Origin of the sequence: Kitasatospora sp. NBC_01560, from assembly GCF_045208415.1 — a bacterium.
In the GTDB taxonomy this organism is placed as follows: Bacteria; Actinomycetota; Actinomycetes; order Streptomycetales; family Streptomycetaceae; genus Kitasatospora.
Map to the genome: position 1 here is coordinate 8786334 of NZ_CP109364.1, position 15391 is coordinate 8801724.

Consider the following 15391-nt stretch of genomic DNA (forward strand, 5'->3'; position numbering starts at 1 on the left):
GTCCCGTCGCGTCGTACTTCCCCCTTCCCCTTCGTTCTTCCCCTCGCTCCCCTTGCGCGTCGCCCCACCGGCGCGGACCCACCGCCCGGCCGCCCCATCGGCCAGGCGGTCCCGAACACCGCTGCCAGTCATGCAAGGAGCACCGCCGTGTCCACGGCCGTACCACCGGGCGCCCGACGCCCGTCCGCGGAGTCGCCGAGCACCCGCTCGCCGGGCTCCGCCCGTACCGCGCCCGCCACCGCGCCCGCACCGGCGCCCGCCGGCGTGCCCGCCGCCCCGGCCCCCGCCGTCGCGTTCCTGTCCGACGTCGTCCACCGTTCGACGTCCGACACCGCTCGCGACACCGCGTCCGACGTCACGTCCGACATCGCTCGCGGCACCGCGCCGGCCTTACGTTCGGGTGTGCACCCCGAGACCCGGCCAGCCGCCGGGCCGCCCGGGCGGGCGGCCTTCCGCCCGGACATCGAGGGCCTGCGCGGCGTAGCCGTCCTCGCCGTGCTCGCCTTCCACGCCGCCGTCCCCGGCCTGACCGGGGGCTACGTCGGCGTCGACGTCTTCTTCGTCATCTCCGGATTCCTGATCACCGGCCTGCTGCTGGCCCGCCCGACCGGCCTGCGGGACTTCGCCGCGCGCCGCGCCCGCCGCATCCTGCCCGCGGCCGCCGTCGTCCTGGTCGCCACCGCCCTGGCCGGCGGCGCGCTGCTCGACCCGCTGCGCGGCACCGACCTCGCGCGCGACCTCATCGCCTCCGCCGGCCAGTTCGCCAACTGGCGGTTCGTCGGGCAGCAGACCGACTACCTGGCCGCCGAGCGCGACCCGAGCCCGCTCCAGCACTTCTGGTCGCTCGGCGTCGAGAACCAGTTCTACCTGCTCTGGGGCGTCCTGCTGCTCGGCCTCGCCCGCCTGCTGTCAGGCCGCCGACGGACGGCGGCGGTCGCCGTCACGGTCACCGCGATCGGCGGCGTCTCGCTGGCCCTCTGCATCCGCTGGACGGCCGGCTCCGCGCCGCTCGGCTACTTCTCCACCGCCGCCCGGCTCTGGGAGTTCGCCGTCGGTGCCGGCGCCGCCCTGCTCAGGGTGGCCCTGGCCGCCCGGACGGCACGCCCGGGCCCGGCCGCCGGGCTCGCCCGCTGGGTGCTGCGCCTGCTCGGCTGGGCCGGCGCCGCCGCCGTGCTCCTCGCCGTCTTCCGCTACGACCGCAACACACCGTTCCCCGGCAGTGCCGCCCTGCTTCCCGTCCTCGGCGCCGGCGCCGTCCTGCTCGCCGCACCGCTGCACCGCACGGCCGGCGCCGGTGACATCGGCCGGCTGCTCGCCGTCCGCCCGCTGCGCGCCGCCGGCCGGCTCTCCTACGCGTGGTACCTCTGGCACTGGCCGGTGCTGACCATCGCCCAGGCCCGCTGGGGCACCCTGCCGTGGACCACCCTGGTCGCACTCACCGCCGCCTCCGCCCTGCCCGCCTGGCTCACCCTGCGGCTGGTCGAGCAGCCGCTGCGGCGCGGCAGCAGCCCGGCCCCGCGCCGGGGCCTCGCGGTCGGCGCCAGTGCCCTGATCATCCCGCTGATCGCCGGTCTGACCCTCGGCGGCGGCACCGTCCGGGCGCTCGGCGACGCCGGTCCGCCCGTCGTCGTCCCGGCCGGCGCGGTCGACGGCCCCGCCCTGCTCGCCCCCGGCACCCGGCTGCTCACCCTGACCCCGTCGCTGGCCCGGGCCCGGGAGGACTTCCCGCCCGGCCGGGGCTGCGAGATCCCGCTCGGCGCCGACAGCAGCCCGCGCTGCCTGTTCGGCCCCGGCACCGGTGCCGGCACCGAGGCCGGCCCCGACCGGATCGTGCTGATCGGCGACTCGCACGCGGGCCAGTGGATCTCGGGCGCACTGGCCCTGGCCGGGCAACGGAACTGGGCGCTGGAGGTGCTGGTCAAGCCGGGCTGCCCGCTGGCCACCCTGACGGTGCGCAACAACGTCCTCGGCCGCACCTTCGACGAGTGCGACCGGTGGCGCGAGACCACCCTGACCAGGCTCGCCACCGGGCCCAGGCCGCGCCTCGTCCTGATGGCGGGCCTCAACCGGTACGGCAGCCAGGAGGAGCGCGCCGAGGGCTGGACGCGTACCCTCGACCGGCTCGCGGCGGTCGGCGCACCCCTCGCCTACCTCGCCGACACGCCGATGCCGGGCAAGGACATCCCGACCTGCCTGGCCGCCTCCGACGGTCGTTCGGACGCCTGCTTCTTCCCCCGGGAGAGCGCCTTCGAGCGGGACCCGCTGATCGACGGCGGCCTCGCCGCCCGGTACGGCGTCCGGGTGCTCGACCTCGCGCCGCTGCTCTGCCCGGGCACCGGCCCGGACTGCCCGGCCGTCCTGGAGGGCGTGGTGCTCTACCGGGACAGCGGGCACATCACCGACACCCTGGCCCGGGTGCTGGCCCCGCGGCTGGACCGGGGCTTGCTCGGCACCGGCTGACGGATCGGCTGACGGATCGACGGGCCGGCCGCGGGGCGCCGGCCGCCCGGTGCTGGGCGGCCGGGCGGTGGGCCTCAGCCGTAGATGCTGTGGCAGATCCGCGCCTGCTCCGAGCCGGCCGGCCAGCGGCCGAGACGCTCGGCCTGCTCGCAGAGCGAGCCCGCCCCGGCCACCGTCGGCAGGCTCGGCGCGCCGCCCGGAGCCGGTGCCTGCGCCGACGGCGGGCCGGCTGCCGCCGTACCGCCCGCCGCCCCGCCCACCGGGTGCGGTGAGGGCGCGCGCGGTGGGCGCCCCGGCCGCGGCCGGGGCGTGCCGGAGCGGCCGTCCGCCGGCCCCTCCTCGGTACCCACCGGCCCGCCCGGGGCCGGTGCGGCCTCCGGGGAGGGGGCCGGTGGGCCGGGCGGAGTGGTGGCCGGGGCGGGCAGCAGATCGGGCACCGGCGGTACCGGCAGCAGGTCGGCGGGCGATCCGGACGGCGAGCCCGGCGCCGCGCCGGACGGCGGCCCGGTCGGGGAGGCCGAGGCCGACGGGAACGCCACCACGCCGGAGGACTGCTCGCCCGACCCGGGCCCGCACGTCACCAGTACGGCGGCCAGCGCCGCCACGATCCCGGCCGCCGACGCCGGCCACACCCAGCAGGGCCGGCCCGCCGGCGCCGGCCCGGGCGGCGGTGGCGGCGGCGCGGCGGCCGGAGCCGGCGGTGCGGGTACGGGTGGTGCGGGCACCGGGGGCGGCTGCCACGCCTGCTTCGGCCACTGCCACTGCCCGTCCGTCGGCTGCGTGCCCATGTCCGGTGTCCTCCTGCCGGCCGTCGCCGACCACCGGCGAGCTGCTCGCCCTGCTCAACGAGTGCGCCGACGCCGGGACATGACTCGGACGAGGGGTTCTCCGCACCGGGCCGCCCGGCCTTCCGACGCTCCGTCGCCCACCCGTCCGACGCACCGTCGCGCAGTCGTCCGACGCACCGTCGCCCGGCCGGTCGCCCGTACGCTGCCTGCCGTACCCCGGGTGCGCCCACCCGGGGTACGGCACATGCTGGGGGAATGGACACCCACCACACGACGGACAGCGCCGCGAAGCCCCTGGTCGACGTCGCCGAGTTCCGCACCGACAGCCGGTACCGTCTGGTCCACTTCGCGGGCCACGGCTGGGAGCCACTGGCCCCGGAGGAGTTCGAGCCCAGGATCCACCAGCTCTTCCCCGACCTCGACCCGCGCGACCCCGTCCAGGTGCACTGGACCGACCGCCCGTGGGAGTGGCCGGCCTGGCACCCCGGCGAGGCGTGACGGCGCGCCGGGAGCCCGGCGCGCTCCCCGGCCCGACGCGGGTTCAGGGGCGGCGCCGGGGGCCGGCCTCAGGGGCGGCTACGGGCGCGGTAGCCGGCGATCCTCGCGAGGGCGCCCGGACCTGCGGGAGATCGCCGACCGGGTGGCCGCCGAGGTGTCCACCACCCCGGTGGAGTCGGTGTTCGCCCTGGAGGACGCCGCCGCCGCGCACCGGCAGGTGGAAAACGCGCGGCAACCGGGGCAAGATCGTGCTGACCGTGGCGGGGGAGCGGTCCTGACCGTGCCGGGCGATCCGGCCCGGCCGCCGGCGTGCCACCGGGCACGGCCGGGCCCCCGCCGTGCACGCCCGGCGGACGAGGGGGACGAACCGTGAGCGAACTCATGAGCAATGCGGGGTACGGGGAGACGGCGACGGAGCGCGTCGCGCAGTACGAGGCGGTGACGTTCGAACAGGTCCACCGCGAGGTGCTGCACCTCTTCCCCGAGCAGCCCGCCGACATCCTCGACGTCGGCGCCGGCACCGGCCGGGACGCGGCCGCCCTGGCCGCACGCGGCCACCGGCTCGTCGCCGCCGAGCCGACGGCCGAGCTGCGCCTCGCCGGCGAACGGCTGCACGCCGGCCGCGGCATCCGCTGGGTGGACGACGCACTGCCCGGGCTCGCCGGCCTCGGCACGGCGGGCGAACGCTTCGACCTGATCCTGCTCTCCGCCGTCTGGATGCACCTGACCGCCGACGAACGGCCGTCTGCGATGGACGCGCTCGCCCGGCTGCTCGCCCCGGGTGGCCGGGTGGTGCTCTCGCTGCGCTACGGCCCCGTCCCGCCCGGCCGCCGGATGTTCACCGTCCCGGCCGACGAGACGGTCGGCCAGGCCCACGAGCGCGGGCTGCGCCTGCTGGTCCGCACCCCGCGGGCCGACCTGCACGACCGCCCGGGGGTGAGCTGGACGATCCTCGCTTTCGAGTCGTCCCCCCGGTAGCCCGCGCCCGGCTCTCCCGCCCCCTCCGGCGTCAGCGGCCGTCCTCCGGCTGCTGCTCGACGACGACCTTCCCGGCCGGGGACCGCTCGGAGAAGTCGATTCGGGGTCCGCGACCACGCGAACTCCCGTCCCTTGAGCGGTGGCGTGGGACTGCGTCAACAGGGCCTCCTGGCAAGCTCGTCGGCTTCGACACCGTTCGAGCTGCCAAGAGGCTCTGCCTTCGTGCACGGCTGCCGCCGCGGTCACCCGATCGAGACTCCCGTTCGATCAGTACCCCTCAAGATCGGAACGACAACAGCCACGTGAACAGCTGACCAGTGCCCGAGGCGGGGGCTACGGACGGGTGTTCTTGACGTTGGGCTGCGTCTTCTGGTTGTAGATCTCCTTGCCGTCGGCGTTGTAGGCGTGGATGTAGGGGGCCGGGGGGAAGGCCTTCGGGTCGGTGCTGGTGGTGATGGCCGCGGTGTGGACGAACGCGCCGCCCGCCATGACGGTCGGGTACTGCGTCGGGTCGTCGCCGTAGCTGACGGTGACCTTGGCGACGTCGGGTGTGTAGTGCCCGGCGCCCAGGGAGAGGCGCTGCCCGGCGGTGGCGGCCGGCGTGCTGAAGCTGTCGAAGAACTCGATCAGGTGGCCGGTGCCCCACAGGCGGTCGTTGATGAACGTCGCGGGGACGGACCTGCTGGTGCCCTTGCTGCCCTTCGACTCGCATTGCACGTACTGGTTGGCGGAGTTGACGGCGATGACCACGCCGTCGGTGTCCGCCGAGGCGACGGGGGTGCGGACCGCGATCACCGCGTGGTACTGCGACGCGTCGGAGCCCAGGCAGGAGGCCAGGATCCCGGCGACGGCCCCGGCGTCGATCGGGGTGGTACTCGTGCCGGCAACGGTGAAAGCGGCCGGGGTGGCAGTCGAACGGGTGACGGACGGGCCGCTGCTGGGGACCGCCGAGGCGCCGGCCGAGCCGGCGTCGGGGGCCGATGCGGTGGGCGCAGCGGTCGGCGCGGCGGAGGGCGCGGCGGTGGGCTCAGCGGTGGGCGCGGCGGAGGCCTCACCGTGGGCCGTGGGGGTGGGCGTGGAGGTGCTGGTTGCGGCCGTGGCCATTCCCCCCGCGGTCGCGATGGCTATGGCGGTGGCGGCGACGAGCGTGATCGGGCGGATACGCATGAATCCGTGTCCTTTCCTGCTGGGCGTCCGGTTGACGCCTGCGCCCCTGTAGGGCTCCCGACGCCCGGCGGGTCGCACCCCGCGCACGTGATCCAGGTCATAGGCCGTGGGTGCAACCCTGGGGCGGTGCTCGTGGGTAAAGGGCGGGAGGCTCCACCCAGGACGCACGGCTCCACCGCCGCAGCCGAGGAGTGCTTCCTCGCGAGCCGCCCGTGCCGCGAGCCCACGGACAGCCCCGGAGGAGAGGCCCTTGATGACGCCACAGGAGTTCGACGCGTTCTACGCGGCGTCCTTCTCCCGCCTGACCGGGCAGCTCTACGCGCTGACCGGGGACTGGTCCGAAGCACAGGACGTGGTCCAGGAGGCGTTCATCCGCGCGTGGGACCGGAGGCGCACCTTCGACCCGGACAGCGCCCCGGAGGCGTGGATCCGGACCACGGCCCGGCGGCTGGCCATCTCCCGCTGGCGACGTGTGTCCCGGGGCCTGCACCTGGCCGGACGCCACCACCGCCGGGAACCGCCCACCGTCGAGCCGCCCACCGAGGAGCACCTGATGCTGGTCACTGCGCTACGTGAGCTGCCCGAGGCACAGCGCAGCGCCCTGGTCCTGCACCACATGTGCGACCTCTCTGTCGAGCAGGTCGCGGTCGAGACCGGCGCCGGCGTCAGCGCCGTCAAGAGTCGCCTCGCCCGCGGCCGGGCCGCGCTCGCGGCCGTGCTCGCCGACTGGACCCCGACCAGCGAGGAAGGAAAGCTCTGTGTCTGACCCCGTCCACGACACCCTCGGCGACAGGCTGCGGCTGCTCGGCACCCAGATGCCCGCGCCGACGCTGCCTGCTGCGGAGATCCGCCGACGCGCCGACCGGCGCCGGCACCGCCGGCACGCCCTCGTTGCGACCGCGGCCTGTACCGCGGCAGCCCTGTGCCTGGCTCTCCCGTCCGTGCTGCGCCCACCGGTACCACAGGAAGGAGCAGCCACCACGGACGTCTCCTCCGCGCCTGCTTCCGTTCCGGCTTCCCCGCGTCCCCCGGCCGCTTTCACCGTTGCCGGCACGAGTACCACCCCGATCGACGCCGGGGCCGTCGCCGGGATCCTGGCCTCCTGCCTGGGCTCCGACGCGTCGCAGTACCACGCGGTGATCGCGGTCCGCACCCCCGTCGCCTCGGCGGACACCGACGGCGTGGTCATCGCCGTCAACTCCGCCAACCAGTACGTGCAATGCGAGTCGAAGGGCAGCAAGGGCACCAGCAGGTCCGTCCCCGCGACGTTCATCAACGACCGCCTGTGGGGCACCGGCCACCTGATCGAGTTCTTCGACAGCTTCAGCACGCCGGCCGCCACCGCCGGGCAGCGCCTCTCCCTGGGCGCCGGGCACTACACACCCGACGTCGCCAAGGTCACCGTCAGCTACGGCGACGACCCGACGCAGTACCCGACCGTCATGGCGGGCGGCGCGTTCGTCCACACCGCGGCCATCACCACCAGCACCGACCCGAAGGCCTTCCCCCCGGCCCCCTACATCCACGCCTACAACGCCGACGGCAAGGAGATCTACAACCAGAAGACGCAGCCCACGGTCAACAACGCCCGGCGGTAGCCCTCACCTCGGGCACTCGGCGGTGGAGCGGCCGTCCCCGCGGTCGCGCGGGCACGGGGCGGAGTTGGTCGTCGAGCTCCTCGACGGCCTTGAGTGCCGCGTCGCTCCGCGAGCGCAGCCGCTCACAGCACCCGACCACCCGTTCATCCCGATCACCTCGTTTGCCTGATGCGGCGCTATACCGCGGCAGGGGGCCGGATCCCGTCGAGGATCACGCGTGCGCCCCGGTCGATCAGGTCCTCGGCCAGGGTGCGGCCCAGCTGCTCGGGATCGGTGGCCGGCCCGGACCGGCGGCCTGTGACGCGCTGACCTCCGTCGACCGACGTGACCTGGGCGAACAGGGTCAGTGAGCCGTCCGCCAGAGTCTCGGCGTAGGCGCCCACGGGCACGCTGCACCCGCCGTGCAGATCGGCGAGCAGGGCCCGTTCGGCGCGGACCTCGGCGTCGACGGCTGCGCTGCCGGCGGTCGACAGCACGGCTCGGATCGGCATGCTGTCCTCGCGGACCTGGATCCCCAGGGCGCCCTGTCCGGGGCTCGGTGGGAACAGGTCGAGGGGGAGCAGCTCGCCGATGGCCGATTCGAGTCCGAGCCGGCGGAGCCCCGCGGCGGCGAGGACCACGGCGTCCAGCCGCATCCCCGCGAGCTTCTGGAGCCGGGTGGGGACGTTGCCGCGGATCGGCACGATGTCGAGGTCGGGCCGGACGGCGAGGAGTTGGGCGGTGCGCCGGGCGGCCCCCGTCCCGACCCGGGCGCCCTTGCGGAGCCCGGCGAGCGTCGACCCGCACAGGGCGTCCCGGACGTCCTCGCGGGCGGGCGGCCGCAGCAGCATCAGGCCCGTCGGGTTGGCCGTCGGCAGGTCCTTGAGGGAGTGCACGACTACGTCGACGTCACCGCGCACCAGCGCCGCCTCCTGCTCGGTGCTGAACGCCGACCCGCCACTGACCGCGCTCACGTCCGCGAGCAGGGAGTGCCGGTCGCGGTCGCCGCCCTCCAGGATCACCCGCTGCGTGAAGGTGTGCTCCGGGAACCGCTCGCGGAAGGGGGCGAGGTAGTCGCGGACCTGGGCGCGGGCGAGGTTGCTTGCGCGCGAGCCGACCAGGAACGTAGCCACGGGGAGCAACTCCTAGGACTGACAGTGGGTCATTTCCATCGTAGGTCCGGGGTGCTCGTGCCGATGCAGACAGCATGTCGGAAACCGGGGGGTGATCCGAGCCGGCCCCGTCCGGCCGGTACGGATCCCCGGCGGGACGGGTGGCCCGAGGCGGGTCAGTCGGACGCGGACAGGGAGTGGGCGAACTCGGCGATGGCGGCCGCGAGTTCCGGTGCGTAGGTGTAGGGGCGGGTGACGTCCCGGCTCGTGGGGGAGGGGCCGGCGGGGTCGGGGAGCACCCGGACGGGGACCGGGCAGGTGCGCAGCAGGTCGGCGAGCGCCGCCCGTTCGGCGGGCCGGACGGAGTGGCGGAGGCGGCGGGCGGCGCGGCGGGACGCGCCCGGGCGGTGGGCCGGAGTCGCGGCGGGTGAGCGGCCGATGGGTGAGTGGTCGGCGGATGAGGTGGTGGGTGCGATCACGACGACTCCGGCCAGGCGGTCCGGGTGGGTGGCTGCATAGCGCAGGGCGATGCCGGCGGTCGTGGCCGCGGCGATCAGGACGGGGCGTGTGCGCAGGGGGCCCAGGAGTGCGGCCAGCCACTGTTCGTCGGGGGCGGTGGTGCGGGAGGAACGGCCGAGGCCAGGCAGGTCGGCGGCCAGGGTGGGCGCGTCGAGTCGTGCGGTCACCTCGTGCCAGGCGTCGGCGTCGGCGCCGGGGCCGTGCAACAGGACGTAACGGGCGTCCGTGGTGTCGCCGACGAGGTAGCTGCGGGAGCCGGCGGCTTCGGCGAACTCGCCGGGGAGGGCCCGGCCGGGCGGTTCCGTGCCGAACCCGTCGGCGACCAGGCGGGTGGCCCAGCGGCGCAACAGTTCGGCGACCGGCGGGTGGTGGAGCCCGGCGGCGCGGGCCAGCCGGTCGGCCGAGGCGGTGTCGTAGGTGTCCTCGGAGAGGAAACTGAGCGTCTCCGGGTCGGCACCGGTCAGGGCGCGCGGCAGACGGCGGACGAGGCCGACCGGGACCAGCCGGCGGGGTGCCGGCACCCCCAGGTGGTCGGCGAGCAGGGCGATCAGCTCGGGCAGCGGCGGTGTGGCGGGGTCGAGCACGGTGTGCGCCCGGGCGGGGCCGTCGTCGTGCTCGGGGACGGCCGCGAGGAACCGGGCCAGATGGTCGACGGCGACCACCGGGAGGAAGGTGCGCGACGTCCCGGGCAGCAGCGGCAGCCGCCCGGCCCAGAGCTGCCGGACCAGCTCGGCCGGGCCGATGTACTGCCCGGCCTCACCGGTGACCGAGTGCCCGATCACGCTGCTCGGGTTCACCGTGGTCAGCGGCACGCCCAGCCGGGCGGCCGTGACGCGGACGGCGGCGTCGCCCAGCTGCTTGGACGCCTCGTACGCGCCGAGCCGGGCGTAGAGCGCGTCGGCCTCTGCGGCGGGGAGCGGGTGGCGCGGGGCGGCGTCCCGGCCGACCCGGTAGCCGGAGAGGTGGACCAGCCGCCGGAGCCCAGTCAGGCCGGCGGCCCAGTGCAGGGTGTGCAGCGCGCCGTCGACGTTGGCGGCGTGGGCCTCGGCGCGGGGGAGGCCGAAGCGGTAGCGGGCGGCGAGGTTGTGCACGTCCTGGACGTGTGCGAGCCGGGCGTCGTCCTCGGGGGAGAGGCCGAGACCGGGGCGGGTGAGGTCGGCGGCGACGGTGGTGAGGGCGGTGTCGTCGGCGCCGTGGGCGCGGAGCCAGTCGCGGAGCTCGGTGTCCCGGGGGGTGTCGCGCCCACCCCGTACGGAAGCGGCCACGGGCTCGCCCCGCCCGAGGAGTTCGAGGACGAGCCAGCGGCCGAGGAAGCCGGTGGCGCCGAGGACGAACGTGCGCGGGGGTGCGGGAGTCGGAGGGGTGGGTGTGGCGGGCTTGGCGTTCATGGGTGGGTCCTTTTCTGTAGACCGGTCTGCATATTTTTTGTGCGTGGCGTGGGTGGGGCGGGGCGGGCCGGTAGGTGGGGGAGTGGGGCGGGGCGGGGTGGGTGGCTGAGGGGCGAGGTTGAGAGCTGAGGGTGCGCGTGGGGGTGCCGCAGCGGGGCGCCAGGAGATATGTAGACCGGTCTGCATATTTTTCGGGCGGCCGGCGAGGCGGGTGCCGCCTCCGAGGGCGGGCCAGTTTCGTCGCCCCAGAAGTTTCTGTAGACCGGTCGGTATATTTTTTGCGCGGCAAGGAACCGCCGTCCAATGGATCAGCGGGGTGCACTCGTAGATACAGGCGTTGCACAGGTGAAGATACCCCCGCCTGCGAGCCCACAGGAAGAGGGAACGGGAGACGGGCCGGGAAGGAGGGGACAGGAGACGGGGTGAGAACGACGGCGACGGGAAGAGCGGCGACGGGAACGACGGCCCGTGCCACCGCCGGGGGCCCGCCACTGCCGGGGCCTTCCGATGCCCGAGCATCGGAAGGCCCCGCCGGCGGCAGGTGGCGTGTTGTCAGGCGCCGCTGTGCCGGAGCATCTCCTCGCGCTCCACGACCTTCACGCGCTCCCGGTCCTCCGCCGCGCCGAGCGCCCGCTCCTGGGCGTCGAGCTGCTTCCAGCCCTCCCACGTGGTGTAGCGGACGCCCCGCTCGCGCAGGTGGGTCTCGACGGCCGCAGGGTCCGGTTCGGTGGCGCCGGGGAGGCGGCCCTCGGCGTGGTCGGCGAGCAGGCAGGCGATCGTCTCGTTGGCGTCGCCCTTGGTGTGGCCGATCAGGCCGACGGGGCCGCGCTTGATCCAGCCCGTGACGTACGTGGCCGCCTGGTGCGAGCCGTCGCCGGACAGGACGCGGCCGGCCTCGTTGGGCACGGTGCCGGCGACGGGGTCGAACGGCAGCTTCGGGAGTTCGTCGGAGTAGTAGCCGACGGCCCGGTAGACGGCCTGCACGTCCCAGTCGGTGATGCGGCCGGTGCCGCGGACGTTGCCGGTGCCGTCGAGCTCCGTGCGTTCGGTCCGCAGGCCGCTCACCCGCCCGTCGGTGCCGGTCAGCTCGACGGGGGACTCGAAGAAGTGCAGGTGGATCCGGTGCGGGCGGTCGCCGACGTCGCGGATCGCCCAGTTCTCGATGGTGGCGGCGACCATGTCGACGTGCTTGCTGCCGCGCCGTTCGGCGATCGAGCCGTCGTCGTACTCGATGTCCTCGGGGTCGACGATCACCTCGATGGTGGGCGAGTGGTCGAGTTCGCGCAGTTCCATCGGGCTGAACTTGGCCTGGGCCGGCCCGCGGCGGGCGAAGACGTGCACCTCCAGGGCGCGGTTCCGGCGCAGCCCGTCCTGCACGTTCGGGGGGATCTCGGTGGGCAGCAGCTCGTCGGCGGTCTTGGCCAGGATCCGGGCGACGTCGAGCGCGACGTTGCCCGCGCCCAGCACGGCGACCTTCTCGGCCTCCAGCGGCCAGGTGCGCGGGACGTCGGGGTGTCCGTCGAACCAGGAGACGAAGTCGGCGGCGCCGTACGAGCCGTCCAGCTCGATGCCGGGTATGTCGAGCGCGCGGTCGGCGTCCGCGCCGGTGGCGAAGACCGTGGCGTCGTAGAAGCGGTGGAGGTCGTCGAGGGTGAGGTCCCCGGGGTAGTCGACGTTGCCGAACAGACGGATCTGCGGCTTCTCCAGGACTTGGTGCAGCGCCGTGACGATGCCCTTGATCCGCGGGTGGTCGGGCGCCACGCCGTAGCGGATCAGTCCGAACGGGGCGGGCAGCCGCTCGAACAGGTCGATCGACACCCCGGGCTCGCGTGCGGCATCGGACTTCAGCAGGGCGTCTGCGGCGTAGATGCCGGCGGGGCCGGCTCCGACGATCGCGATTCGGATCGGGCGGGACATGGCGGTGCGTTCCTCCGGGCGGTCGACGGGCGAGCAGGCGGGCGGTGCGGCGGGTGGGGAAGCGGGAGTGGTGACTGAAGCAAACCCGTTCCACCTGTGCCACTGTAGGGGCCGCCGCCCTATGACCTCATAGAGCGAACCTATGGCCCACCCGGGCGCGACCGTGCTGCGACCGGGGCCCGGCCTCCAGGCCCGGGGCCGGGTGGGCATCAACACACGTCCAGCCCGCTGCTCCCTGCCCGCCCGTCTGCCTGCTGCGCCCCGCCCTCCGGCCGGCGCCGGTACGGGTCAGCGTCGCGGCGTCGTGCGTCCTGCCGTCGTCCGCCCTGCTGCCGCGTTCCCCGCCGCGGCCGCGCGCTGCGGGGCGAGCAGGTGCTGCACGGCGTGCCGGGCGTCCTCCAGCGGCTGCCGGGTGCGGCGGATGCGCGCGAGCAGTACGGCCCCCTCCAGCAGAGCGAGGACCTGGGTGGCCGCGATGTCGGCCTCCGCCGGGCCGAAGCCCTCGGCTGCCAGGCGTTCGGCGAGGACGGCCTGCCAGCTCGCGTACACCTCGGTGCAGACCTGGCGCAGGGCCTCGTTGCTGCCGGCGGTCTCCAGGCCGACGGTCGCGACGGGGCAGCCCTTGGTGTAGTCGGACTCCTCCAGGCGCGCGAGGAACACCTCGGTGAGCTGCCCGACGATCGCGGCGGCGTCCGCCTCCCGGCGGGCCTGTGCCTTGAGGAGCTCCTCGACCTCCTGGCCGGCCTGTCGGAGCGCGGCGGCGACCAACTGGTCCTTGCCCTCGGGGAAGTGGAAGTAGAGCGAGCCGCGCGGCGCTCCGCTCTCCGCCACGATCTGGTTGAGGCCGGTGCCGAAGTAGCCCTGCGCCTCGATCAGACTGCGCGCCCCGGCGATCAGCCGGGCGCGGGTCTCCTCGCCTTTGACTCCCATGCCGAAAACAGTAGACCGGTCTGTATATTCCTGTCGACTCTGCCACGGCCCGGTGGCCGCCCGAACGTCCGGGGACGCGCAGCCGCCCGGTCGGTCCTGCTGGTGGGCAGGACCGACCGGGCGGGAGGCGGGGGCCGGTCACGGGGCAGCCGTCACCGGTCTCCGCGATCCGTCCCCGTCACGCAACACCGTCCACCGGTGCCGGGGATCAGGCCCCGGATCACGCACGGGATCACGCACTGATCAGGGACGGGATCACGCACCGATCACGCACGGGATCACGCACCGATCAGGGACGGTGTCAGCCGACCGAGACGGCGCTCCAGGCGGCCGCGACGGCCTTGTACTCGGCGCTGGTGGCGCCGTAGAGGTCCTTCGCCGCGCTCAGCGACGCGGTGCGCGCGCCCTTGTAGTTGGTGGTGGACGTCATGTAGACGGTCAGCGCGCGGTACCAGATCTTGGCGACCTTCTGGTTGCCGATGCCGGTGACGGCGGAGCCGTTGCAGGTCGGGCTGTTGTAGGTGTAGCCGTTGATGGTCTTGCTGCCGCTGCCCTCACTGGCCAGGTAGAACCAGTGGTTGCCGACGCCCGAGGAGTTGTGCACGTCGAGCTGGCCGACCTTGCTCGTCCAGCAGTCGGCCGAGCGGCCGTCCAGCGAGGGCTTGTCCATCCGGCGCAGCCACGGCGGGGTGGACTGGTCGCTGAACAGGTAGTCGGGGGTGTCCACCTTGTTGTTGGCGTACCACTCCACCATCGTCCCGAAGATGTCGCTGGTGGCCTCGTTGAGGCCGCCGGACTCGCCGCTGTAACGGAGGTTGGCGGTGGCGCTGGTGACGCCGTGGGTCATCTCGTGGCCCATGGTGTCGAGGTCGACCTGCTCGGGGTCGGTGGTGCCGTCGCCGTCGCCGGTCATCATGCAGAAGCAGCTGTCGGACCACTGGGCGTTGTCCCACTTGGTGCCGACGTGGACGAAGACGGTGGCGCCCTTGCCGTCGTTCTTGATGCCGTTGCGACCGAAGACGTTCTTGTAGTAGTCGTACGTCCAGGCGGTGTTGGCGTGGGCGTCGACGGCGGCTGTGGCCCGGTCGGTGGAGAACTTCTTGCCGTCGCCCCAGACGTTGTCGGTGTCGGTGAAGAGCGTGCCCGAGTTCGCGTTGAGCGAGCCGGCGGCGACGTTGTGGGCGTCCTTGGTGATGTGCTTGCGGACCGGGTCGATCAGGGCGTAGCCCCCGGACTGCGCGGTGGTGTCGATGGTGACGTCACCGGTGTACTCGGAGTGGCCGGTGCCGGAGGCCTGGTGCTCGGAGTCGTAGGTCTCGATCTGCTCGCCGGTGGTGGCGTCGGTGACGACGACCTTGCCGGCCGGCTGGCCGTGGTCGCCGACGCCCGCGACGGTGGTCTTCCAGGCGAGCCGGGGCGTGCCGTCGGCGGCCCAGACGACCAGCTCGGGCGAGCTGGTGGCGCCGGTGATGCCCGGTGCGGCCTGGAGGGCCTGGCCGGCGCTGGCCTGCGCGGGCACCTTCGGGACGGTGGACTTCACCGCGGCGTCGTGGGCCGCCGCGCGGGAGGAGTCCTTGAGCCGGCCGCGGGCGTCCTGGTGCACCACCAGGTCGCCGCCGACGACGGGGAGTCCGAGGTACGTGCGGTCGAAGCGGACGTGCTGGGTGCCGTCGGCGTCGATGACGACGTCCTTGACCTGGAGGTCCTGGCCGTCGCCGAAGCCGAACACACCGGCGTTGTGGGTGACGTTGGCCCTGGCCTGGGCGATGGCCGTGTCGCGGTTGGCCGGGGCGGCGGATGCCGTGCCGGCCTGGAAGGTGGCGGCCACGAGGGCGGCGGTGGCCGCGAGGGCGCCGGCCGCGATGTGGCGGCGGTGAGAGGAGGTGGGGCTCACTCTGACTCCAGTCGGGGTAGCTGCAGGGAAGGAGCTGGGTCAGAGATTGACGGTCCGCGGCCAAGCGGGGCTAGATGTTGAGTCAGATCTTGACCAATCTGTGTCCTGTACCGATCAAAAATGATCGGATCGAGGGTGACTGGGAGTGAACACCGCTCCTGGA

Annotated in this window: 12 protein-coding genes and 1 pseudogene; 6 read left to right on the plus strand and 7 right to left on the minus strand. The window is 74.3% G+C overall.

From position 1 onward, the window contains the following. The first annotated feature begins 147 nt into the window (after positions 1–147). Positions 148–2460 (plus strand): acyltransferase family protein, encoded by a 2313-nt coding sequence (locus tag OH807_RS37500; protein WP_406208731.1) that lies wholly within the window; start codon positions 148–150, stop codon positions 2458–2460. 74 nt (positions 2461–2534) lie between these two features. Here OH807_RS37500 and OH807_RS37505 read toward each other — a convergent pair whose 3' ends face one another. Next, complete coding sequence (locus OH807_RS37505) at positions 2535–3248, minus strand: hypothetical protein (RefSeq protein ID WP_406208733.1); 714 nt, start codon at positions 3246–3248, stop codon at positions 2535–2537. A 255-nt stretch (positions 3249–3503) separates the two neighbouring features. Here OH807_RS37505 and OH807_RS37510 point away from each other — a divergent pair, with 255 nt between their 5' ends. From OH807_RS37510 to OH807_RS37520, 3 genes and pseudogenes are all read left to right on the plus strand, one after another. Further along, entirely contained in the window at positions 3504–3746 is a 243-nt protein-coding gene (locus OH807_RS37510) for a hypothetical protein (RefSeq protein WP_406208736.1), read from the plus strand. Between the two features lie 118 nt (positions 3747–3864). Beyond that, a pseudogene (locus tag OH807_RS37515) lies at positions 3865–4119 on the plus strand (zinc-binding dehydrogenase); the annotation flags it as partial. After that, the gene (locus OH807_RS37520; RefSeq protein ID WP_406208739.1) at positions 4116–4724 is read left to right on the plus strand and encodes a class I SAM-dependent methyltransferase; all 609 of its coding nucleotides are present in this window, start codon (positions 4116–4118) and stop codon (positions 4722–4724) included. The pseudogene OH807_RS37515 and the gene OH807_RS37520, both read left to right, overlap by 4 nt. Positions 4725–5057: 333 nt before the next feature. Here the strand turns inward: OH807_RS37520 and OH807_RS37525 are convergent, their stop codons facing one another. Next, entirely contained in the window at positions 5058–5891 is an 834-nt protein-coding gene (locus OH807_RS37525) for a hypothetical protein (protein ID WP_406208741.1), read from the minus strand. Positions 5892–6144: 253 nt separating this feature from the next. On the opposite strand from OH807_RS37525, the gene OH807_RS37530 reads away from it, so the two are divergent. Both OH807_RS37530 and OH807_RS37535 read left to right on the plus strand, forming a co-directional pair. Beyond that, positions 6145–6657, plus strand: a complete 513-nt coding sequence (locus tag OH807_RS37530; RefSeq protein WP_406208744.1) for a SigE family RNA polymerase sigma factor — start codon at positions 6145–6147, stop codon at positions 6655–6657. Then, entirely contained in the window at positions 6650–7489 is an 840-nt protein-coding gene (locus OH807_RS37535) for a hypothetical protein (RefSeq protein ID WP_406208747.1), read from the plus strand. Before OH807_RS37530 ends, OH807_RS37535 begins: the two co-directional genes overlap by 8 nt. A gap of 176 nt (positions 7490–7665) precedes the next feature. Here OH807_RS37535 and hemC read toward each other — a convergent pair whose 3' ends face one another. The 5 genes from hemC to OH807_RS37560 form a co-directional block, all read right to left on the minus strand. Beyond that, positions 7666–8601 carry a hydroxymethylbilane synthase gene (hemC, locus tag OH807_RS37540; RefSeq protein ID WP_406208750.1) on the minus strand — a complete coding sequence of 312 codons (936 nt, stop codon included), beginning with the start codon at positions 8599–8601 and terminating at the stop codon, positions 7666–7668. 155 nt (positions 8602–8756) lie between these two features. Continuing rightward, entirely contained in the window at positions 8757–10487 is a 1731-nt protein-coding gene (locus tag OH807_RS37545; protein WP_406208753.1) for an alpha/beta fold hydrolase, read from the minus strand. 552 nt (positions 10488–11039) lie between these two features. Beyond that, complete coding sequence (locus OH807_RS37550) at positions 11040–12404, minus strand: FAD-dependent oxidoreductase (protein WP_406208756.1); 1365 nt, start codon at positions 12402–12404, stop codon at positions 11040–11042. A 288-nt stretch (positions 12405–12692) separates the two neighbouring features. Beyond that, entirely contained in the window at positions 12693–13334 is a 642-nt protein-coding gene (locus OH807_RS37555; protein WP_406208759.1) for a TetR/AcrR family transcriptional regulator, read from the minus strand. 301 nt (positions 13335–13635) lie between these two features. Next, the gene (locus tag OH807_RS37560; RefSeq protein ID WP_406208762.1) at positions 13636–15228 is read right to left on the minus strand and encodes a M4 family metallopeptidase; all 1593 of its coding nucleotides are present in this window, start codon (positions 15226–15228) and stop codon (positions 13636–13638) included. Positions 15229–15391 lie beyond the last annotated feature (163 nt).